The organism is Actinomadura vinacea (assembly GCF_039532545.1).
Lineage (GTDB): Bacteria > Actinomycetota > Actinomycetes > Streptosporangiales > Streptosporangiaceae > Spirillospora > Spirillospora vinacea.
The window spans coordinates 1,103,623-1,124,752 of the sequence record NZ_BAAARW010000012.1 but is presented as its reverse complement, the minus strand read 5'-3'; the positions used below and the strand labels follow the sequence as shown (position 1 = coordinate 1,124,752).

The following is a 21,130-nucleotide window of genomic DNA, read 5'->3' as shown; positions in this document are numbered from 1 at the left end:
AGGCCCCGGCCGGAGACCCCCGGCGGCCGCATAGATGTTATCGGCTGTCCTGGGGGTGGCCTCCAGAAAGTCGCCGACTCGTAACTTTAACGATCAAAGCCGGGAAGGTTCGAGGTGTCCGGATCATCCCTCGCGCAGCATCCGGTCGACGACCCGGGCCGCCGCGCCGCCGTCGTCCCATGTGCAGAACTTCTCCCGGAACGCCCGGTAGCGGTCGGCGTAGGCGGCGGCGACCGGCTCGGCGTCGCGGATCGCCTCGATCAGCTCGGGTGAGGTCCGGCACAGCGGGCCGGGCGCCTCGATCTCGAAGTCGAAGTAGAAACCGCGCAGCTGGTCGCGGTAGCGCTCCAGGTCGTAGGTGAAGAACAGCTGCGGGCGGCCGGTGACCGCGAAGTCGAACATCACCGACGAGTAGTCGGTGATCATCACGTCGGAGATCAGGTAGAGGTCGGCGATCTCCGGGTAGCGGCTGACGTCGATGGAGAACACGCCGTCGGTGCCCTCCACCCCGCCGCCCAGGTTGAAGTGGCCGCGGACCAGCAGCACGTGGTCGTCGCCCAGCGCCGCGCGGGCCGCGTCGAGGTCGACCTGCAGCTCCATCTGATAGCCGCCGGCCTTGGCCTGGTCGTCCCGCCAGGTCGGCGCGTACAGCACGACCCGCTTGCCCTCCGGGACGCCCAGCAGCGCCCGGACGCGGGACGCCCGCGCGAGGTCGCCCCGGGCCAGCAGGTCGTTGCGCGGGTATCCGGACTCCAGCATCTCGCCGTCGTAGCGGAACGCCCGCTGCATGATCGGGGTGCTGAACGGGTTGGGCGAGACGAGCACGTCCCACTGGGCCGCGTCCGCGCTGAACCGGCGCATGTAGTCCTGGGCGTTCTTGAACCGCGGACGCTCGATGTCGTAGCCGATGCGCTTGAGCGGCGTGCCGTGCCAGGTCTGCACGTAGAACTGGCCCTCGCGCTTGCGCAGCCACTCGGGCATCGGGTCGTTGCCGACCAGGAACCGCGCCTGCGCCAGCGTCCGGAAGTGCTCGCGGCTGCCGTACAGCACGGAGCGGACGCCCGCGGGCGGCTCGAACTGGCCGTCCTTGGTGATCCAGACGTACTCCAGGTCGGGCCGCCGCCGGGCCAGCTCCTCGAAGATCGCCCGGGGGCTGTCGGAGTACTGCCGGCCGCGGAAGCTCTCGAACATCGCCAGGTCGCGCAGCGGCTCGGACAGGTAGCCGGGGTAGTCGCGCTGCGCGATCCGCTTGAGCCCGAAGACGCCGCGCTCCTCGTCGTCGGTGGCGGGACGCGACTCCAGCCGCAGCGAGTCGGCCTGGAACGTCGACAGCTTGAACTCGTGCAGCCCCACCACCCGCGGGGCGGGCAGGTCCGCGACCGAGGACCGCGAGACCGCCACCGCGACGTCGCCCTCCTCCATCGGCGCGAAGAGGCCCCACTGGCCGGTCGCCAGCGGCAGCTCCTCGCCGAACCGCGGCACCCGGGCGGGCGCCAGCTCGCAGGTGAACGTGCGGTCCTGCCAGGCCAGCGGGAAGGAGTAGGTGTCGCCGCCGTTGCGCAGCTTCACCTTCAGCTCGCCGGGCAGCGCGGCCGCGCCGTCGCCCGTGCCGGCCGCCATCTCGCCGGTCAGCACCAGCCGGCCGTCCTGGGTCCACTCGGCCCGGGTCACCGCGGGACGGCGCGGCCGCTCGATGATCCGCACGTTGCCGAACTTGGTGCGGGTCACGACGATCTCGTCCGAGCCCAGCGAGTGCCGCACCTCCACGTCGTCGTGGATGCTCAGCCGCACCGCCTTGGCCTGCCCCGCCAGCTTCAGGGAGGCGTCCCAGTCCAGGCCCTCGGTCACCCAGGTGTGCAGCGTCGCGGCGTTATCGCTCGCGTGGGAGACCAGCCCGTCCACCGGGATGCGGGCGGTGAAGCCGCCCTTGCCGTCCAGCGACACCGGCAGCCGCGACTTGCCCATGCCCTGCCGCCGGGCCAGCACGATCTCGCCCGAGGTGGCGGCGGAGTCGGCGGTCCAGCCGCGCAGCACCAGCTCCCCGCCCGCCACGTCGGCGCCGGTGATGTGCGCGCTGAGCTGCTTGACCTGGACGATGAACCGGTCGCTGGTACTGGTCACCGGCCGGATCCACACCTCCGGGCCGGCCTCCCAGGCGTTGGCCCACTTGACGTCGCTGCGCCGCGGCCCGCCCAGCGGCCCGCCGACCTTCAGCCCGCCCGGCGCGGTGACCTCCGCGTGCAGCTCCCAGTTGGCCGAGCGCAGCGCCCGCAGCACCCGGTACTTGCTGACCCGCATGAACCGGTAGCGGCTGACCTTGAGGTCGGCGGGGTCGATCGCCACCTCGAAGCCGGCCCAGTCGTAGTCGGCGGCGGCGCGCTTGGCGTCGGCGGACACGTCCGGACGGTGCGCGCGCCGCACCGGCAGCTCCACGACCGTGCCGTTGCGGGCGTGCTGGAGCCAGACCCGCAGCGTGCACGCCTCCGGGTCCTTCGCCGGGTCGGTCATCGGGATCCGCGCGATGTAGGCGTGCCCGGAGATCCGCAGCTTGCCGTTCTCCCAGTGCGCCGAGTCGGCCCGGCCCTGCAGCTTCAGCCGCAGCTCGTCGGTGACGTCGTAGAGATCGTCGGGCACGCCGCGGGACGGGTCGCGGAAGTAGGGGTACTCGGCGTACCAGTGCCCGTCCTTGCGGGTGACGTCGGCGGTGAAGATCCGGGCCTGCTGGTAGTTGATCAGCTCCAGCAGCTCGTCGATCATCCCGTTCCGGATGAAGTGGTACTTGAGCCGCTTGAGCGCGGTCAGCTCGCGGATCAGCGCGTCGTCGGCCTCGGCCAGCACCTCGTTGACCTGGGCGCGCAGCCGCTCCTGGTACTCCGTGCCGCCCTCGCCGGCCACGTCGATGTACAGCGGCAGCTCGCCGGAGACCACCGACTCCAGCTGCTTGCGCCACAGCCTGCGGTCGCGGTCGCGCAGGAACGCGGTGACGGCCTGGGTGGTGCGGACCCGGTCCTCCAGGTTGCCCGGCTCGGTACGGCGCTGCGTGATCGACTGGGACTCGCCCTCGCGCTCCCGCCAGTAGTAGACGACGTCGGACAGCACGTCCACCGAGGCGGCCAGGTAGTGCGCCGGGATCGTCACCGGGGCGTCCTCGTACAGGCCGGGCGGGAACTCGAACCCGTTGCGCTCGAAGAACTCCCGGCGGAACACCTTGTTCCAGGCGGTGCGGTCGCCGAGCAGGTCGGGCCGCCGGGTGATGTGCGTGCTCTTCTCGGTGACCTTGAAGATCTCGGTGTGCATCGGGGAGTTGCGCGGGCCGGCCGAGGTGAGCCGCCGCACGCCGCCGCAGGCCAGGTCGGAGCCGGTCTCCTTCAGCGACCCCACCATCAGCTCGTAGGTGTAGCGGGGGACGATGTCGTCGGAGTCCATGAACGCCAGGAAGGTGCCGCTCGCCTCCCGCGTCCCGGTGTTGCGGGCCGGGCCGAGGCCCTGGTTCTCCTGCTGGACGAGGCGGAACCGGTCGTCCTTCTCCGCGAACTCCTTGGCGATCGCCGTACTGCCGTCGGGTGAGCCGTCGTCGACCATGATCACCTCGATGTCGCGCAGCGTCTGCTGCTGCAGTGATTCGAGGCAGGCTTCCAGGTAGCTCTCGACGTTGTAGAACGGAACGACGACGCTGAGAAGCGGTGACACGGTTCTCCCGGTTGCGGTGACTGCGGACGGCCCTCGCGCACGGTGCCCGCCCGGCTCCGGAGGGTGTTCCGCAAAAGGAACGGCGACTTTTTGAAGATTAGCTGAACTGTCGTGAAAGGGCCGGTGTTGTTGGCGTTCCCGCCTGTTTCGGTAGGACTCAGGCCCGGGGGCCGGAGTTCACCGACGACACCTCGGCGTTCTGCGTGTCCGCGGCGGAGTCCTCGGCGGATCCGGTGATCCTAGCGCTCCCGGCGTCCTCGACGGGTCCACCCGGCTCAGCGCGTTCGCCCGCGCGGCGGGTGCCGGCCCGCCGTCCCGAGCCGGATCGCCTACCACTCGGGCCCTTGCCCGAACCCCTCCGCGAACCCTTTGCGGAACCCTTGCCCGGGCCCTTGCCCGGGCCCTTGGAGCCGGGGCGGCGGAGCGGGGTGAACGCATAGGTCATCTTGGGTTCCAGCGCCCAGCGCATGCAGACGACGACCGGCTTCGAGCACAGGAACGTGCCCACCACGGCCGCGCCCGCGATCACCACCAGCACGCCCGGGACGGTGTTCAGCCACTCGGCGTCCCACCAGTCGGTGAACTGCAGCAGCCGGGTGACGAAGCCGTGCAGCAGGTAGGCGTACAGGGTGGTCGTGCCCAGCTTGGTGAACCATGTCCTGCGCCCCGGCACGACCGCGAGGAAGGCGGCGACCAGCACGGTCGCGCACACGAACATGGCCAGCCGCATCACCGTGCCGGTGACGTTGTCGACGCCCAGCTCCTGGTGCGGATCCTTCCAATAGATCCAGGCGCGGTTCATGCGGTTCATGGCCAGGTAGGCCACGCCCAGCCCGGCGGCCAGCGTCAGCGCGCCCAGCACCCGCGCGACGGGCCGCTTGAGGTACTCGAAGTGCTCGGGCTTGAGCAGCAGGCCCAGCACGTAGAAGGGCAGCAGCCCGATCACCCGGTGGATGTTGAAGGTGTTGCCGAGGTCGCTCATGTACGACAGCAGCGAGAACACCAGCGCGACCGCCAGCGGCCAGCGGATCTGCTGCCAGACCGGGGTGGACAGCCGCCAGAAGAACAGCGCGCACAGGAACCAGGTGAGGAAGTACGGATCGAGCAGGCTGATCTCCAGCTCGTTCCGGCCGACCTGCCAGTCGTACAGCGAGTAGGCGAGCTCGAAGACCAGGTACGGCACCCCGACATTGGTGATCAGCTTGCGCGCCTTGCCGCCCGCGAACGTCCAGTTCCGCGAGAAGTAGCCGGTGACCACGATGAACATCGGCATGTGGAACATGTAGATGAACATGTACAGGGCCTTGGCCATCGGCACGTCGAGCCGGTACGCCAGCGAGTGTCCGATCACCACCAGCAGGATCGCCAGGAACTTGGCGTTGTCGAAGAACGGGTCGCGTTCCTTGCGGCGCGGCGCGGCGGCCGCCTTCCCGCTGGAGGCCCGCCCCCCTGCGGCCTTCCCGTCAGCCTTCCCGTTGGGAACCGGCGCGGCGGGCGCCTTCCCGTCGGCGGCCCCGTCGGCCGCCCTTCCGTCGGTGGCGGCCTCGGCGGCCCCCTCAGGGGGCGCGCCGGGCGGGCCCTCTCCAGGCGGCGAGGTGCGCGGCTGCGGAGCGGTGGAAGGCGGGGTGGAGTGCGCCATTATTCCTTACAGATGTCGTCGTTCGCCTTGACTTCGCCCTGCTGCGTGGGGATGCCCCCGGTCTTGGATCCCTGCAGCGGCGTCCAGTTGGAGCCGACGACCAGGTCGACGACGCCGGGCGACCCACCGGTGCGGGCGGCGGGCGGCGGCGGGCTGGTGGACAGCACCCCGTTGACGGTCTGGGCGTGCTGGTCGGCACCGGTCCCGTACATGACCCGGGTGGTCTTGGTGGGGCTCGTGTTGCCGCCCACGGTCACCTGGAAGCCCTGCTGCTCCAGGTCGTCGGCGACCCGCTTGGCCTGGCCGTCGATGCCGCTGGCGTTGAAGACCCGCACCCGCACCTGGCTCGGCGGGATCGCCGGCGTGGCGGTGCTGGCCTTCTTCTTCGGCTCGCTGGGGACGGTCTTGTCGTTGCGGATCGCGCTGAAGAACTGGTCCGCGGCCGGCTGCTGGAGCGCCACCCGGTTGGGGTCGGGGGCGTACGCCCCCCACGGCGCGGTCACGAACCGCAGCTTGCCGGAGGTCATGCCCTGCATGCCGGAGCCGATCCGCATCATCACCTGCGGGGTGAGCTCTTTGTCGGTGGTGAGCGACTTGGTGGTCGCGTTCATGAGGTCCAGCATCTTCTTGGGGTTGGAGAGCACTCCCGCGCTCATCGCCTTGCTGGCCAGGGCCCCCATGAACTTCTGCTGCCGCTTGATCCGGTCGGTGTCGGACCCGTTGCCCAGGCCCTTCCGGTTGCGGACGTAGGCCAGGGCCTGCTCGCCCTTGATGGTGTGCTTGCCCTTGGACAGCCTGAGCTTGGACTGGGGGTCGTTGACCGCCTTGGGCAGGCAGACGTCGACGCCGCCGACCGCCTCGGTGACCGCCTTGAACCCGTTGAAGTCGACCTGCATGAAGTGGTCGATCTTGATGTTGGTGAAGCCCTCGATCGTCTTGATCACGCAGGACGCGCCGCCGTAGGTGAACGACGAGTTGATCTGCCCGGGGTTCTGCGCCTGGGTGCTCTGCCCGTTCTTCAGCTTGCACGAGGGGATCGGGACCATCAGGTCGCGCGGGAAGCTGATGCCCATCGCCTGCCCGCCGCCGGGGGACAGGTGCAGCAGGATCATCGTGTCCGAGCGCGGCAGTTCCTTGGTCATGTTGCGGCCGTACTGGGCGTTGCCCGCCCCCGCCCGGGTGTCCGACCCCAGCAGCAGGATGTTCATCGCGCTGTTGAGCTTCTTCGGACGGTTGGGACCGAGCAGCGCGTTGGCGTCCTCTTGGGAGATGTTGCCGAACGCCGTGCGGTAGAAGGCGTAGGCACCGAGGGACCCGGCCACCATCACCACGGACAGGCCGATCGACACCCAGCCGAGGACGCGCCAGCCGCGCCGACGCGCGGACGGCTCGTGCTCGTCGGCGTCGTCGACGTACTCCATGTACATCGGGTTGCTGTTCATCGGCTCCGTGGTGGGGCGGCCCCGCCGCGCGGCACGGCGGATCGCCTCAGGGGTCGGAAACAAACTGAGGTTAAGTCAGAGGAGCCGTTTCACGGACCCGGACGGAACATTCCATCCGGATACGCCGGCCACCGCGGTCACATGCTCCAGGGTCACGCGTCGTTCTAGGGCTGCTTTGTCGAAGTTTCGTTGGATTATGACGGAAGCACCCGAGGCTAGTGGTGCAACCAGACCCGCGAGTACGCCGTCGAGTGTGGTGTAGGGCATGTCAACCAGGACTCGATCTTGCGCGTCGAGCCCCCATTTCGCCGCGGCCCCGAAGGCCTCACGGACCACCTCCGCCCCGGTGAGTGTGGTCTTTGTCACATGCAAGGCGGGCGATTCTGGGGTGATCTCCGCGCTTGGGACGAACCGGTCGCCGTACGAGCGGACCTCGACCGCGTAGTCCACGACCCCCGGCGGGCAATCGGCCAGGGCGCCGCCGAGCGCGTGCAGGGAGAGGCCCACGATCTCGTCCGCGCCCGGGTCCGTGAGCATCCGGTCCAGCACCTCCTCGGCGGCCACCAGGAGGTACGGGCCGGAGGCACCGGCCGGTTCGGTCGCGTCGGATATTTCGTCGGTCCCGTCCGCCGGCCCGCCCGGATCCGCCGGAACCGCCTCGAGTCCGGCCGACCAGCACGCCATCAGCCACGCCGCCGACTGCCAGTGCGGCGGCAGCGCCAGCACCACCCGGCCGCCGGGCTCGGCGGCCAGCCCGTCCACCAGCAGGTTGGCGGTCTTGGCGACCCAGTTGTCGAACGTCTTGGCCGACAGTTCCACGCGCTCGCCGGTCGCGTCGTCGTAGAAGGTCACCAGGGGCCGGGACGGGTCGTCCGCCACCCGCCTGCGGAGCAGCTCCGCGGGTCCGATCTCGCTCATGGGGCCGAGCGTACGGGGCGCAAGCCCGCCGTCAGGGCCGCTACGCTCCGCACCGATGGATCAGCATCCGATGGGCCACGTCCGTGTTCGCCGCTTGTGTCGTCTGTGTCGCCCCGGTGGTGACCGGTGACGGCCGGACGGCTGCTGGCACGGCTCGCGACCGTCCCGGCGCTGCTGGTCGTCGCGTGGCTGTCGGTGTCGCTGCCGCTGCTGCTGGCCGGGTACTTCCGGCCGGGCCCGGCGATCGCGCTGTTCGTGCCCGCAGCCGTCCTGGCCCTGTGGCTGGGCCTGCGGGAGCGCCCGGCCGATGCGCGCGAGGACACCGCCGGCGGGGCCGGGACCGGCCAGGACAGGACCGGAGCGGTGTCGTGGTGGTCGGCCGGGGGCGTGCTCGCGGTCGGGATCGGCTTCCTGATCCTCCAGACGCTGATGCTGGCCGAGCAGATCATCGTGCGCCGCGATCCGGCCTCCTACGTGCAGTTCGCCACCTGGCTGGCCGACCACGGCTCGCTGCCGATCCCGCAGTCGCGGGAGGCGTTCGGCGGCGGGGACGACGCGCTGCGGTACGGCAGCCCCGCCTTCTACGAGGTGGGCGGCGACCTGGTGCCGCAGTTCATGGCGGGCCTGCCGCTGATCCTGGCCCTGGGCTCCTGGGTCGGCGGCACCCACGGGCTGCTGCTGATGGCGCCGCTGCTGGGCGCCTGCGCCGTGGTCGCGTTCGGCGGGCTGATCGCGCGGCTGGTCGGGCCGCGCTGGGCGCCCGCCGGGGCGCTCCTGCTCGCCCTCACCACGCCGATGGTCTTCGTGTCGCGCTCCACGTTCAGCGAGCTGCCCGCGATGGTGCTGCTGCTGGGCGGCCTGGCGCTGCTGTACGACGCCCGTAAGGACGAGGAGCGCCGCGTCCCCGAGGGCACGGTCGTGAAGGGGATCCCGCCCGAGACGGCCAAGGCGTTCCTGGGCGGGCTGGCGCTGGGGCTGATCGTGCTGGTCCGCATCGACGGGATCCGCGACGTGCTCCCGGCCGTGGTGTTCGCGGGACTGCTGGTGGCGTGGCGGCGCCGCACCGGCCTGCCGCTGGCCGCGGGACTGCTGCTCGGGGCGGGCGGCGGCCTGGCCGAGGGCTTTCTGCTCTCCCGCCCCTACCTGGACTACCTGAACCGTTCGCTCGATCCGCTGCTGCTCATCGCCGGGCTGCTGATCGCCGCGACCGTCCTCATGGTGGTCGTGCTGCGCTGGGAGGCCACCGGCGCCCGGCTGCGGCGGCTCGGCGCGCAGGTCTCCCGGGGCCGCGCCCCGGCCGCCGCGGCGGTGCTGACGGTGCTGGTGGTGGCGGCGTTCGCGGTGCGCCCGCTGGTGCAGACGGTGCGGCGGGATCCGGCCAACCCCGACGACGAGCTGAACGTGCAGTTCATCGAGCATGTGCAGCGGCTCAGCGGGCTGGACATCGACGGCACCCGGCAGTATTCGGAGCTCTCCCTCTACTGGGTGGTCTGGTACATCGGCCTGCCCGCACTGCTCCTGGCCACCCTCGGCGCCGCGCTGCTGGCCCGGCGGATGATGCGCGGCCGCGCCGCCGAGTGGCTGCTGCCGTACGCGATGACCGTCTGGACCACGGTGCTGGTGCTGTACCGGCCCGGGATCACGCCCGACCATCCGTGGGCCTCGCGGCGGCTGATCGCCGTGGTCGTCCCGGGCCTGCTGCTGCTCGCGGTCTGGGGGACGGCCTGGACGATGCGGCGGATCAGGCGCGCCGGGTACGGGCCGCGCACCGTCCGCTGGTCCGCCGTCGCGGCGGCGGTGCTGCTCCTGGCGCCGATCCTGCTGTCGTCGGCCGGGATCATCGTCTCCAGGACCGACCAGGGCGAGGCGGCGGCCGTCCGCGGGCTGTGCGAGCGGCTCGGCCCGGGCCGCTCGGCGGTGGTCGTCGACCGCTCCAACGCCGACCGGTTCCTCCAGGTCATCCGGGGCATGTGCGGGGTGCCGTCGGCCCGCACGGTCTCCAGCGCCACGCCGGCGGACGTGCGCCGCGTCATCGGCAAGATCTACGCGGCCGGGCGGCGGCCGGTGCTCCTGGGCGGCGATGCCAAGCAGGTCGCGCCGTACGTCGAGCCGCACGGCCGGCCGGTCCGGGCCGTCGCGCTGCGCGCTCGCCAGGACGAGCGGACGCTCACCGAGCCGCCCAACGGCACCTGGGGCCTGACGGTGGACGTGTGGCTGGCCGAGCCGCCTCCGCCCGGCGGCGGCTGAGAAGACAGAGCGGCTGGAAATACAGACCGACTGAAGGCCTCGGTTGCCCCGCGCGCAGGTGAACAGTGCGCCACCAAGACGTTATCGGTACCCGGGGGCGAGTATTCTCGCCCGGCGTGAGTACCGAGCCCACCGAGCCGCCCGCGCCACCGACCGCCACGCTGGCCGCGGAGCCGTCCCCGGACGCCGCCAGCACGGCACCGGCCGCGGCGGACGACCCTGTCCACGTGACGATCGTCCTGCCTTGCTACAACGAGCAGGACCACGTCATCGACGAGGTCGAGCGCATCTGCAAGGCGATGGACAACAGCGGCAAGAGCTATGAGCTGCTGGCCGTCGACGACCGCTCGACCGACGACACCCTGGCGCGGCTGCGGGAGGCCGCGCCGCGCTTCCCGAACATGCGGATCATGGCCTTCCAGCACAACAGCGGCTCGGGGACGGTCCGCCGGATCGGCAGCCAGCAGGCCCGCGGCGAGATCGTGGTGTGGACCGACGCGGACATGTCCTATCCCAACGAGCGGATCCCCGACCTGGTCGAGATGCTCGACACCGACCCCTCGATCGACCAGGTGGTCGGGGCGCGCACCAGCGAGGAGGGCTCGCACAAGGCGATGCGGGTGCCCGCCAAGTGGTTCATCCGCAAGATCGCCGAGCGGCTGACCAACTCCAAGATCCCCGACCTGAACTCGGGGCTGCGCGCGTTCCGGCGCGAGGTGTCGCTGCCCTACCTGCGGCTGCTGCCGCCCGGGTTCTCCTGCGTCACCACGATCACCATCGCGTTCCTGTCCAACCAGCACCCGGTCAAGTACGTGCCGATCGACTACGCCAAGCGGGCGGGCAAGTCCAAGTTCAAGTTCTTCAAGGACGCCTACCGCTACATCCTGCAGGTGCTGCGGATGGTGATGTACTTCAACCCGCTCAAGGTGCTGATGCCGCTGGCGCTGTGGCTGCTGGCGATCGGGATCGGCAAGGGCGTGTTCGACATGGTCGTGCACTTCGGCTACTTCGCCAACAACACCGTGATGATCTTCATTTCGGGGTTGCTGATCGCCTCGCTGGCGCTGCTGGCCGACCTGATCGTCCGCTCCCGCGGCGACACCTGACCGGGGCCGGCATGAAGATCGCGATCGTGGGGCCGGCGTTCCCGTTCAAGGGCGGCGGCGCGCACCACACCACCGAGCTGGCGCACCGGCTGGACGCCGCGGGGCACTCCGTGGTGATCGAGTCGTGGCGCGCCCAGTACCCGTCGTTCCTCTATCCCGGGCAGCAGACGATCTCCGAGCCGGAGGGCGAGCCGTTCCCCGGGACGCGGCGGCGGCTCGACTGGCGCCGCCCGGACGGCTGGTGGCGCACCGGCCGCGACCTGCGCTCCCACGACCTGGTGGTGCCGGCGGTGCTCAGCCCCGTCCAGGTCCCGGCCTACCTGGGCATCCTGTCGGGCCTGCGGCGCCGTGCCCGGGTGGTGGCGCTGTGCCACAACGTCCTGCCGCACGAGCGCAAGCCGTACGACATGCCCCTGATGAAGGCGCTGCTGCGGCGCGTCGACGGGGTCCTGGTCCACTCCGAGCAGCAGGCGGAGCTGGCGCGCGGGCTCACCACGCGCCCGGTGAGCGTGGCCGAGATGCCCGCCCACCTGCCCGCCGCCCCCGCCGCCGCGGCCGGCGGGGCGCAGCGGCACGAGCGGCTGCTCTTCTTCGGGATGATCCGCCCGTACAAGGGGCTGGACGTGCTGCTGCGGGCCCTCGCGGCCGGTCCCGAGGGGGTTTCGCTCACCGTCGCGGGCGAGTTCTGGGGCGGCGTGGACGAGACCCGCGCCCTCATCGCGGAGCTGGGCCTCACCGAGCGCGTGGACCTGCGGCCGGGCTACGTGCCCGGCGCCGATGTCCCCGCCCTGTTCGGCGCCGCCGACGCCCTCGTCCTGCCGTACCGCACGGCGACGGCCTCGCAGAACGTGTGGATGGCCTACGAGTACGGCATCCCGGTCATCGCCACCCGCGTGGGCGGCTTTCCCGATCAGGTCCGCGACGGCGTCGACGGGCTCGTCTGCGACCCCGACGACGCGGGCTCCCTCACCGACGCCCTCAAGCGGTTCTACGCCCCGGGCGAGCCCGAGCGGCTGCGCGCGGGGGTCCGTCCCGTGGACCACACGCCGCTGTGGGAGACCTACGTGGACGTGCTGGTGACGCCCTCTTCCCTTTCCTCTTCCTGATCCAGGCTCTCCGCCGTGCCCGGGGCGGCCGCCCGGCCGCCCCGGCCCATCAGGAAGGCGATTCCGGCGCCGGCGAGGTCGGCGAGCGTCAGCACGACCCGCGACGCGAGCGCGACCACGATCGGCGCGCCCGCGGGCAGCACCGGCCCGAGCACCATCACCAGGACGGCCTCGCGCGCGCCGATGCCGCCCGGCGCGATGAAGACCAGCAGGCCCACCACGAACGCCAGCGCGTACGCGCCCGACGCCTGGAACACCAGCCCGGCGCCTTCGCCGCCGACCGCCTCGCACAGCAGCCAGGTGTGGACGCCGAACAGCGCCCAGCCGAGGATCGTCCACGCCACCGCGACCAGGGTCGTCCCCAGGCTCACCGGGTGCTCCAGTGGGGGCCGCCGCGCCAGCTTGAGCGCGGTGTTCAGCGCCCAGGTCACGATCTTCGGGTGCAGCGCGGCCAGCATCACCGGCGCGAGCAGGAACAGCCACCAGTAGCGGTCCCGGGCCGCGTCCGAGGTCAGCGGCAGCGTCACCGCCGCCACGGCCAGCCCGCACGCGCACGAGGTGGCCACCGCCAGCAGCGTGGAGCTGAAGCTGCGCAGCGCCGGCACCTTGTGCTCGCGGGTCATCTCGATCTGCGTGACCAGCGCCCACACCTTGCCCGGCACGTACTTGCCGAGCTGGGAGATGTTGGAGATCCGGAAGGTGGCCCGCACCGGCAGCGGCGAGCCGAGCCCGGCCAGGTAGGTCCGCCAGCCGAGCATCCACACGAACAGGCCGGCGCAGCCCGTCGCGAAGGCCCCCAGCAGCGTCGGCCACGACATCTGCCCGAACGCCCGCACCGTCTCGTCCCACTGGGAGATCAGGCTGTAGGCGCAGAACCCCAGCGCGAGCAGCACCAGCAGGACGCGCAGAATCCGCATCAGGACGACCTTCGACAACACCCGCCCAGGCTATCCGCAGCGCGGACCCGGCGCCGGGACGCGGCTTTCTCGTCACCTGGAGTTCGCACAGTTCGCCTACGTGTCGGCTTACAGTTGTCGGCGATGAAGATTTCGGATGTGGTCGCCTTCATGGGCCACCAGGTGCACGTGTGCCGGTACCGCGAGGCGGGGACGCTGCTCGACTGGATGGGCGGCGATCTGCGCGGCAGGCGCGTCCTCGACGTGGCCGGCGGCGACGGCTACTGGGCCGGGCAGGCCCGCAGGCGCGGCGCCGACGCGGTCTCGATCGACCTGGCCCGCAAGAAGATGGTGTACGGCCGGACGCTCGCCAACGCGCCCGCGCTGATCGAGTGCGACGCGCTGCGGCTGCCGTTCGCCGACGGGTCGTTCGACGCGGTCCTGTCGGTCTGCGCGATCGAGCACTTCGACGACGGCGGGAAGTCCCTCGACGAGATGGCGCGGGTGCTCAAGCCCGGCGGCGAGATCTTCATGTCCGCCGACGTGCTGAGCCGCGCCGACGCCTGGCCGAAGCTGCGCGACGCGCACAAGTCCAAGTACCACGTGCAGCACACCTACACCCACGACAGCCTCGGCAAGCTGATGGACGAGCGCGGCCTCGACCTGGTGCGGCACTCGTACCAGTTCCGCACCGCGGCGGCCGAGCGGCTGTACCTGTCGCTGTCGGCCTACGGCGGCAAGGTCGGTTTCAACGCTGCGGCGCCGCTGGCGCCGCTGGTGGCCATGGGTGACCGGAAGGCGCCGAACGAGCGCGGCAGCATCGTGCTGATCCGCGCCCGTAAGCGCGGCTGAACGGCCGCTTTCGGCGTAGGCTCTGACCGGACGGGAGTGACCTTCCTCACACTGGCCGAGCCGGGATAGGGGTGAACCCTTGGCACCTCGGATTCTGCTCGATGCGACCGCAGTGCCCGCCGATCGCGGGGCGCTGGGACGCTACGTCGACGGGCTGCTGCGGGCCCTGCACGAGCTCGGCGCCGATCTCGCGGTCGCGTGCCGGCTCGCGGACGAGGAGCGGTACGGCGCGCTCGCGCCGCGGGCCCGGATCGTCCAGGACGCGGCCGCCCAGGTCGGCGCGGACGTGATCCACCTGCCGGCCTCCACCATCCCGCTGCACGCGGGCCGCCCGACGGTGGTGACGATCCACGACGTGACGCCGTTCGCCGAGCCGGAGACCCACGATCCGGTGCGCACCGCCTACGTCAGGTCGGCGACTCAGGCGGCGGTGCGCGGCGCGACCCGGCTGATCGCGCCGTCGCGGGCGACGCGGGACGAGCTGGTGCGGCTGCTGGAGGCCGATCCCGCCGCGATCGACGTGGCCCGCCACGGGGTCGATCACGAGGTGTTCCACCGGCCGGCGGAGGACGAGGTCAAGCGGGTCTCCGAGCGGCTCGGCCTGGACGGCCGTCCCTACGTCGCGTATCTGGGCGCGCTGGAGCCGCGCAAGAACGTCCCGAACCTGATCCGGGGCTGGGTGCGGGCCTGCTCCCACTACCCGGACGCGCCGGCGCTGGTGCTGGCGGGCAGCGGCGGCTGGGACGACGAGGTCGACGCCGCGCTGGCGACCGTGCCGCTGGAGCTGCGGGTGGTGCGTCCCGGGTACCTGCCCTCGGCGGAGCTGCCGGGCTTCTTCGGGGGCGCGCTGGCGGTGGTGTTGCCGAGCAAGGGGGAGGGATTCGGATTGCCCGTCCTGGAGGCGATGGCGTGCGGCGCCCCGGTGCTGACGACGCGGCGCGGGCCGCTGCCGGAGGTCGGCGGCGACGCGGTCGCCTACACCGAGCCCGACCCGTCGTCCATCGCCGCCGCCCTGGAGGAGCTGATCGAGGACCCGGAGCGCCGTACGGTGCTGGCCGACGCGGCGTACGCGCGCTCGCAGGGGTTCGGCTGGACGGCCTCGGCGGAGGCGCACCTGGCGGCGTTCGATCGGGCCGTCGCCCAGTACGCGGCCCCGAGATGACCTGCCCCCGGACGCGGGGCTCCCGTTAACGGGGCACCAGTAGGCTCTGCCGAACGTTTTTCAGCCGTGGGAGCCGGGGCGCCGCCCGGTCCGCCGAGAAAGGAGCCTGGTGGAAGCGATTCTGTTGGTCGGAGGCCAGGGCACCCGCCTGCGACCGCTGACCATCTCCACCCCCAAACCGCTGCTTCCCACGGCGGGGGTCCCGTTCCTGGCGCACCAGCTGGCCCGCGCCAGGGCGGCCGGGGTCGACCGCATCGTGTTCGCCACCTCGTACCGGGCGGAGATGTTCGAGGCGGCGTTCGGCACCCGCGCGCACGGCGTCGACCTGGTCTACGTGAGCGAGGACGAGCCGCTCGGCACCGGCGGCGCGATCCGCAACGCGGCGGGCGCGCTGACCTGCGGCCCCGACGAGCCGGTACTGATCCTCAACGGCGACATCCTGTCCGGGCACGACGTGCCGGCGCAGGTGGCGCTGCACGAGGAGGCCGGGGCGGCGGTGACGCTGCATCTGACGCCGGTGGACGACCCGTCCCGGTTCGGCTGCGTGCCGACCGACGGGGAGGGCCGGGTCACCGCGTTCCTGGAGAAGACCTCGCATCCGGTGACCGACCAGATCAACGCGGGCTGCTACGTGTTCCGCCGCAAGGCGATCGACGCGATCCCCGAGGACGAGGTCGTGTCCGTGGAGCGGGAGACCTTCCCCGACCTGATCGAGTCGGGCGCGGTCGTGATGGGGTACGTGGAGTCGGGGTACTGGCTGGATGTGGGCACCCCGGAGGCGTTCGTGCAGGGTTCCCGCGACCTGGTGCTGGGCCGGCTGGCGTCGTCGGCGATGCCGGGCGAGCCGGGTGAGCGGCTGGCGCTGGAACGGTCGCGGGTGTCGCCGGGCGCGGTGGTGCGCGGCGGCACGGCGGTCGGGCGGGGCGCGGTCGTGGAGGCCGGTGCGACGGTGATCGGCAGCGTGCTGCTGGACGAGGCGTTCGTGGCCGAGGGCGCCACGGTCCGCGATTCGGTGCTGAGCCGCGGCGCGCGGGTCGGGCCCGGCGCGGTGCTGGACGGCGTCGTCCTCGGGGACGGCGCGGTGGTGGGGCCGGGCAACGAGCTGCGCGGCGGCGTGCGGGTCTGGCCGGGCATCAAGCTGCCGCCGACGGCGTTGCGGTTCTCCACCGATGCCTGAGCACGTCTCGTCCAGGCTCGCCGGGGTCGCGGCGGCGGAGCCGGACGGGACGCGGGAGTGGCGGGCGCCGTTCGCCCTGGATCTGGAACTGACGCTGCGCCCGCACCGGCGCGGGCTAGGGGATCCGGCGTTCCGTACGGGGCCTGACGGGACGGTCTGGCGTGCCTCGTCCACCCCGGACGGGCCGGGCACCCTCCGGCTGCGGCAGCGCGGGGACGCGCGGGAGCCGGGGAGCGTCGTCGAGGCCGCGGCGTGGGGGCCGGGCGCCATGTGGCTGCTCGAAGGGGTCCCCGACCTGCTGGGGGCGCGGGACGTCCCCGAGGAGTTCGAGGCCCGGCATCCGCTCGTCGGGGAGGCGGTGCTGCGGCATCCCGGTTTGCGCATCGGCCGTTCGGGCCGGGTCTTCGAGGCGCTGGTCCCGGCGGTGCTGGAGCAGAAGGTCCTGACCACCGAGGCCTGGCGGGCCTGGCGGTACCTGGTGCGCCGGTTCGGCCGGCCCGCTCCGGGCGCGCCGTGGCTGCGGGTGCCGCCGCCGCCCGAGGTGTGGATCCGGATCCCGTCGTGGGAGTGGCACCGGTCGGGCGCCGAGGCGGTCCGGGCGCGGACGATCATCGGTGCCGCGCGGGTCGCGGGCCGGCTGGAGGCCCTCCTCCGGGACGGCGGTGCCGCCGATCCCCGGCTGCGGACGCTGCCGGGGATCGGGGTGTGGACTGCGGCGGAGGTCCTGCAGCGGGCCGCCGGCGACGCCGACGCGGTCTCCGTCGGCGACTACCACCTGCCCGGTGTGGTGGGCTGGTCCCTGGTCGGCCGGAAGGTCGACGACGCCGGGATGCTGGAGCTGCTGGCCCCGTACGCGGGTCACCGGCATCGGGTCACCCGGCTGCTGGAACTGACCGGCGCCGCTCCGCCGAGGCGGGGGCCGCGCCTTCCCGTGCGGGACTATCGGAGTTTCTGATCCGGTCCGGACGCAGCCTGCGGCGCAACCAGAAGTCGCCGCGGGCCCAGTCGAGGCCGTCGCGGGAGTCGGCGCCGAACAGGGGGCCGAGTACGGCGAGGGCGATGATGAGGGCGAGCACGAGCCACATGGGTTCTGTCCTTCGGGATGAGGGGTCGTGCCCTGGCCAGGGACTTCTTTTTCCGCGGTGACTCCATTGTCGCCCGGCTCATCTTTCAGGTCCAGCGACTGTTTCTGCAGGGTTCGTGTAAGAATCCCTTCACAATGTTGGATCTGGGGCGGTTGCGGATGCTGCGCGAGCTGGAGATGCGCGGCACCGTCGGCGCGGTGGCCGAGGCCCTCGGCTACTCCCCGTCCGCGGTCTCCCAGCAGCTCGCGCAGTTGCAGCGGGAGGTGGGCGTGACGCTGGTCGAGCGGGTCGGGCGGCGGCTGCGGCTGACCGAGGCGGGCGAGGTGCTGGCCGGGCACGCCGAGACGCTGCTGGCGCAGGCGCAGCGGGCGGAGGAGGAGACGCTGGCGGCCAGCGGCCGGGTGGCGGGCGTGGTGCGGCTGGTCGGCTTCCAGACGGCGCTGACGAACGTGCTGGCGCCGGCGCTGCCCCGGCTGGCCGCCGCGTACCCGGAGCTGGTGGTGGACGTCCTGGACGAGGAGTTCCACCGGGTCCTGCAGGCGCTGGTGCTGCGCGAGATCGACGTGGTGCTGACCGACGAGTACACGCATCTGCCGCGTCCGCACCGTCCCGAGCTGGCCGCGGAGGTGCTGGCGACCGAGCCGATGCGGATCGCGCTGGGCGAGGACGATCCGGAGGCGGCGAGCGGGGAGCCGGTGCGCATCGCGCGGCTGGCCGACCGCTCGTGGGCCACCGGGCATGTCGGCACCAACCACGCCGACCTGCTGGAGCGCACGTGCGTGGAGCTGGGCGGGTTCCGGCCGCGGGTGCGGTTCCGGTCGAACGACTTCCTGGTGATCTTCATGATGGTGGCGCACGGCGGCGCGGCGTGCCTGGTCCCCGATCTGGCGCAGGCCGAGCGCGAGGAGGGCCTGGCGGTGCGCGACATCGCCGAGGCCCGGGTGCTGCGCCGCATGGTGATGTGGACGCGGACGGGCGCCGAGGTGCGCCCTTCGGTGCGCGCCGTGATGGCGGCGCTGCGCGAGTCGGCGGACGCGCTGGCCGCCCGGCGGCCCTCGATCGTGCGGGGCGTCCCCGACGGGGAATAGAACAGGCCGCGCGGAGGCTGGATGTGGGAAAAGGAGCGGCCCCCGGCTCTCTTCTTTCTATGACGCTTGGCATAGAGTGCCATGTCATGGACGCCATGAACAGCAGCGTGACGGAGAGTGCGCTCCGCCGGGCCCTGGCCCGGGCACGCGATGGCAAGACATTGGACCTGGACGAGGCCGCCACCCTGCTGCACGCCCGCGGCGCGCAGCTCGACGATCTTCTCACCTACGCGGCCCGCACCCGGGACGCAGGTCTGGAGGCCGCCGGACGGCCCGGCGTCATCACCTACAGCCGCAAGGTCTTCATCCCCCTGACCCGGCTGTGCCGCGACCGCTGCGGCTACTGCACCTTCGCCACCGTGCCGCACAAGCTGGACTCCCCGTTCCTCGGCCCGGACGAGGTCCTGGAGATCGCCCGGCAGGGCGCGGCGATGGGCTGCAAGGAGGCGCTGTTCACCCTTGGCGACCGGCCCGAGGACCGCTGGAAGCCGGCCCGGGAGTGGCTGGACGCGCACGGCTATGACGACACCCTGTCCTACGTGCGCGCGATGGCCGTCCGGGTGCTGGAGGAGACCGGGCTGCTCCCGCACCTCAACCCGGGCGTCCTCGGCTGGCGCGACTTCCAGCGCCTCAAGCCGGTGTCGCCCTCGATGGGGATGATGCTGGAGACGACCGCGACCCGGCTGTTCAGCGAGAAGGGCGGGCCGCACTTCGGCTCCCCGGACAAGGACCCGGCGGTGCGGCTGCGGGTGCTGGAGGACGCGGGCCGCACCAACGTCCCGTTCACCACCGGCATCCTCATCGGCATCGGCGAGACCGTCCGCGAACGCGCCGACGCCATCTTCGCGATCCGCAAGACGATGCGCGAGTACGGGGCGATCCAGGAGGTCATCGTCCAGAACTTCCGCGCCAAGCCCGACACCAAGATGCGCGGCACCCCCGACGCCGAGCTGGCGGAGCTGGCGGCGACGATCGCGGTCACCCGGCTGCTGCTCGGCCCGAAGGCGCGCGTCCAGGCGCCGCCCAACCTGGTGGACGACCAGTACGCGCTGATGCTGCGGGCCGGGATCGACGACTGGGGCGGGGTGTCGCCCCTGACGCCCGACCACGTCAATCCCGAGCGTCCGTGGCCGCAGATCGACAAGCTGGCCGCCCGCACCGCCGAACAGGGATTCACGCTGCGCGAGCGGCTGACGATCTACCCCGAGTACGTCAAACGCGGCGAGCCGTGGCTGGACCCGCGGCTGAAAGCGCACGTCGCCGCGCTCGCCGACCCCGCGACCGGCCTGGCCCGCGAGGACGCGATCCCCGAGGGGCGCCCCTGGCAGGAACCCGATGGCGGCTTCGAGTCGTTCGGCCGCACCGACCTGCACGTCGAGATCGACACCACCGGCCGGACCGGCGACCGCCGAGAGGACTTCGACTCCGTCTACGGCGACTGGGACGCGCTCCGCGACCGCATGAGCGCCCCGCAGCGCTTCGACAGCGACATCAAGACGGCCCTCGCGCACGCCGAGCGGGACCCGGCCGGCCTGTCGGACGACCAGGCGCTCGCCCTGCTGCACGCCGACGGCCCCGAACTGGACGCCCTCGCGAAGATCGCCGACGACCTGCGCCGCGACGCGACCGGCGACGAGGTCACCTACGTCGTCACCCGCAACATCAACTTCACCAACGTCTGCTACACCGGCTGCCGGTTCTGCGCGTTCGCCCAGCGCCGCACCGACGCGGACGCCTACACCCTCTCCCTCTCCCAGGTCGGCGACCGGGTGGACGAGGCGTGGGCGGCCGGCGCCACCGAGGTCTGCATGCAGGGCGGCATCCACCCCGACCTGCCCGGCACCGCCTACTTCGACCTCGCCCGCGAGGTCAAGAAGCGCGCCCCGGAGATCCACCTGCACTCCTACAGCCCGATGGAGGTCGTCAACGGCGCCAGCCGCACCGACCTGTCGATCCGCGAGTGGCTGCAGGGCGCCCGGGAGGCCGGGGTCGACTCGCTGCCCGGCACCGCCGCCGAGATCCTCGACGACGAGGTCCGCTGGGTGCTGACCAAGGGCAAGCTGCCCGCCGACCAGTGGATCGAGGTCGTCACCACCGCGCACGAGCTGGGCATGCCGACGACGTCCACGATGATGTACGGGCACGTCGACAACCCCGCGCACTGGGTGGCGCACCTCAAGCTGCTGCGGTCCATCCAGGACCGGACCGGCGGGTTCACCGAGTTCGTCCTGCTGCCGTTCGTGCACCACAGCTCGCCGATCTACCTGGCCGGGCTGGCGCGTCCCGGGCCCACCGTCCGGGAGAACATCGCGGTGCACGCCCTAGCCCGGATCCTGCTGCACGGCGCGATCTCCAACATCCAGACGTCCTGGGTGAAGCTGGGCGACGAGCTGTGCACCCGGGTCCTCCAGGGCGGAGTCAACGACCTCGGCGGAACCCTCATGGAGGAGACCATCAGCCGGATGGCGGGCTCGGAGAACGGCTCGTTCAAGACCATCACCTCCCTGGAGGAGATCGCCGCCGCCGCCGGCCGCCCGGCCCGGCAGCGCACCACCACCTACGGCAAGGTCCCCGCCGAACGCCTCGAAGCCGCCCGCCGCACCGACGGCGTCGGCCATTTCGGAAAGCCCGGCCTGAGCCTCCCCCTCGTCAGCACCTGACCCCCATATGACCCGGGCCGGCCGCGTGACGAACCGATCGTGCGGCCGGGCCCGGCATGGAC

At 72.0% G+C, this 21,130-nt stretch carries 14 protein-coding genes; 9 read left to right on the top strand and 5 right to left on the bottom strand.

The features are described from left to right. Nucleotides 1-123: 123 nt before the first annotated feature. The 4 genes from ABD340_RS20415 to ABD340_RS20400 form a co-directional block, all read right to left on the bottom strand. Complete coding sequence (locus tag ABD340_RS20415) at nt 124-3,690, bottom strand: bifunctional glycosyltransferase/CDP-glycerol:glycerophosphate glycerophosphotransferase (protein ID WP_344590676.1); 3,567 nt, start codon at nt 3,688-3,690, stop codon at nt 124-126. Nucleotides 3,691-3,847: 157 nt separating this feature from the next. After that, entirely contained in the window at nt 3,848-5,329 is a 1,482-nt protein-coding gene (locus ABD340_RS20410; RefSeq protein ID WP_344590674.1) for an acyltransferase family protein, read from the bottom strand. Beyond that, the gene (locus tag ABD340_RS20405; protein WP_344590673.1) at nt 5,329-6,771 is read right to left on the bottom strand and encodes an LCP family protein; all 1,443 of its coding nucleotides are present in this window, start codon (nt 6,769-6,771) and stop codon (nt 5,329-5,331) included. The genes ABD340_RS20410 and ABD340_RS20405 overlap by 1 nt, the downstream gene beginning before the upstream one ends. 75 nt (nt 6,772-6,846) lie before the next feature. Next, complete coding sequence (locus tag ABD340_RS20400) at nt 6,847-7,689, bottom strand: TIGR03089 family protein (protein WP_344590672.1); 843 nt, start codon at nt 7,687-7,689, stop codon at nt 6,847-6,849. Nucleotides 7,690-7,815: 126 nt separating this feature from the next. On the opposite strand from ABD340_RS20400, the gene ABD340_RS20395 reads away from it, so the two are divergent. The 3 genes from ABD340_RS20395 (at nt 7,816) to ABD340_RS20385 (ending at nt 12,148) form a co-directional block, all read left to right on the top strand. Then, entirely contained in the window at nt 7,816-9,936 is a 2,121-nt protein-coding gene (locus ABD340_RS20395; RefSeq protein WP_344590671.1) for a hypothetical protein, read from the top strand. Between the two features lie 227 nt (nt 9,937-10,163). Further along, complete coding sequence (locus ABD340_RS20390) at nt 10,164-11,042, top strand: glycosyltransferase family 2 protein (protein WP_344590755.1); 879 nt, start codon at nt 10,164-10,166, stop codon at nt 11,040-11,042. A gap of 11 nt (nt 11,043-11,053) precedes the next feature. After that, a complete protein-coding gene (locus tag ABD340_RS20385; RefSeq protein WP_344590670.1) occupies nt 11,054-12,148 on the top strand; it encodes a glycosyltransferase family 4 protein in 1,095 nt (364 codons plus the stop codon). Here the strand turns inward: ABD340_RS20385 and ABD340_RS20380 are convergent. Continuing rightward, the gene (locus ABD340_RS20380; protein ID WP_344590669.1) at nt 12,103-13,065 is read right to left on the bottom strand and encodes a lysylphosphatidylglycerol synthase transmembrane domain-containing protein; all 963 of its coding nucleotides are present in this window, start codon (nt 13,063-13,065) and stop codon (nt 12,103-12,105) included. The two genes, ABD340_RS20385 and ABD340_RS20380, sit on opposite strands and share 46 nt — an antisense overlap. 123 nt (nt 13,066-13,188) lie before the next feature. Between ABD340_RS20380 and ABD340_RS20375 the strand changes: the two genes are divergently transcribed. The 6 genes from ABD340_RS20375 (at nt 13,189) to ABD340_RS20350 (ending at nt 21,068) form a co-directional block, all read left to right on the top strand. Continuing rightward, nucleotides 13,189-13,896, top strand: coding sequence for a class I SAM-dependent methyltransferase (locus ABD340_RS20375; RefSeq protein ID WP_344590668.1), 708 nt, complete (start codon nt 13,189-13,191; stop codon nt 13,894-13,896). 79 nt (nt 13,897-13,975) lie between these two features. Then, entirely contained in the window at nt 13,976-15,058 is a 1,083-nt protein-coding gene (locus tag ABD340_RS20370) for a glycosyltransferase family 4 protein (protein ID WP_344590667.1), read from the top strand. Nucleotides 15,059-15,167: 109 nt separating this feature from the next. Beyond that, on the top strand, nt 15,168-16,235 hold the full coding sequence (gene manB, locus ABD340_RS20365; RefSeq protein ID WP_344590665.1) for a mannose-1-phosphate guanylyltransferase: 1,068 nt from the start codon (nt 15,168-15,170) through the stop codon (nt 16,233-16,235). Further along, nucleotides 16,228-17,190, top strand: a complete 963-nt coding sequence (locus ABD340_RS20360; protein WP_344590664.1) for a DNA-3-methyladenine glycosylase family protein — start codon at nt 16,228-16,230, stop codon at nt 17,188-17,190. Before manB ends, ABD340_RS20360 begins: the two co-directional genes overlap by 8 nt. Before the next feature lie 264 nt (nt 17,191-17,454). After that, nucleotides 17,455-18,408, top strand: a complete 954-nt coding sequence (locus tag ABD340_RS20355) for a LysR family transcriptional regulator (RefSeq protein ID WP_344590663.1) — start codon at nt 17,455-17,457, stop codon at nt 18,406-18,408. Between the two features lie 86 nt (nt 18,409-18,494). Further along, nucleotides 18,495-21,068: a bifunctional FO biosynthesis protein CofGH gene (locus ABD340_RS20350; protein WP_344590662.1), complete on the top strand. Its 2,574-nt coding sequence runs from the start codon at nt 18,495-18,497 to the stop codon at nt 21,066-21,068. Nucleotides 21,069-21,130: the final 62 nt, after the last annotated feature.

Coding starts and splice junctions, on each gene's coding strand:
- ABD340_RS20410 (WP_344590674.1), bottom strand. CDS start 5,329: ATGGCGCACTCCACCCCGCCTTCCACCGCTCCGCAGCCGCGCACCTCG.
- ABD340_RS20380 (WP_344590669.1), bottom strand. CDS start 13,065: ATGCGGATTCTGCGCGTCCTGCTGGTGCTGCTCGCGCTGGGGTTCTGC.
- ABD340_RS20360 (WP_344590664.1), top strand. CDS start 16,228: ATGCCTGAGCACGTCTCGTCCAGGCTCGCCGGGGTCGCGGCGGCGGAG.
- ABD340_RS20350 (WP_344590662.1), top strand. CDS start 18,495: ATGGACGCCATGAACAGCAGCGTGACGGAGAGTGCGCTCCGCCGGGCC.
- ABD340_RS20400 (WP_344590672.1), bottom strand. CDS start 7,689: ATGAGCGAGATCGGACCCGCGGAGCTGCTCCGCAGGCGGGTGGCGGAC.
- ABD340_RS20355 (WP_344590663.1), top strand. CDS start 17,455: ATGTTGGATCTGGGGCGGTTGCGGATGCTGCGCGAGCTGGAGATGCGC.
- ABD340_RS20385 (WP_344590670.1), top strand. CDS start 11,054: ATGAAGATCGCGATCGTGGGGCCGGCGTTCCCGTTCAAGGGCGGCGGC.
- ABD340_RS20375 (WP_344590668.1), top strand. CDS start 13,189: ATGAAGATTTCGGATGTGGTCGCCTTCATGGGCCACCAGGTGCACGTG.
- ABD340_RS20405 (WP_344590673.1), bottom strand. CDS start 6,771: ATGAACAGCAACCCGATGTACATGGAGTACGTCGACGACGCCGACGAG.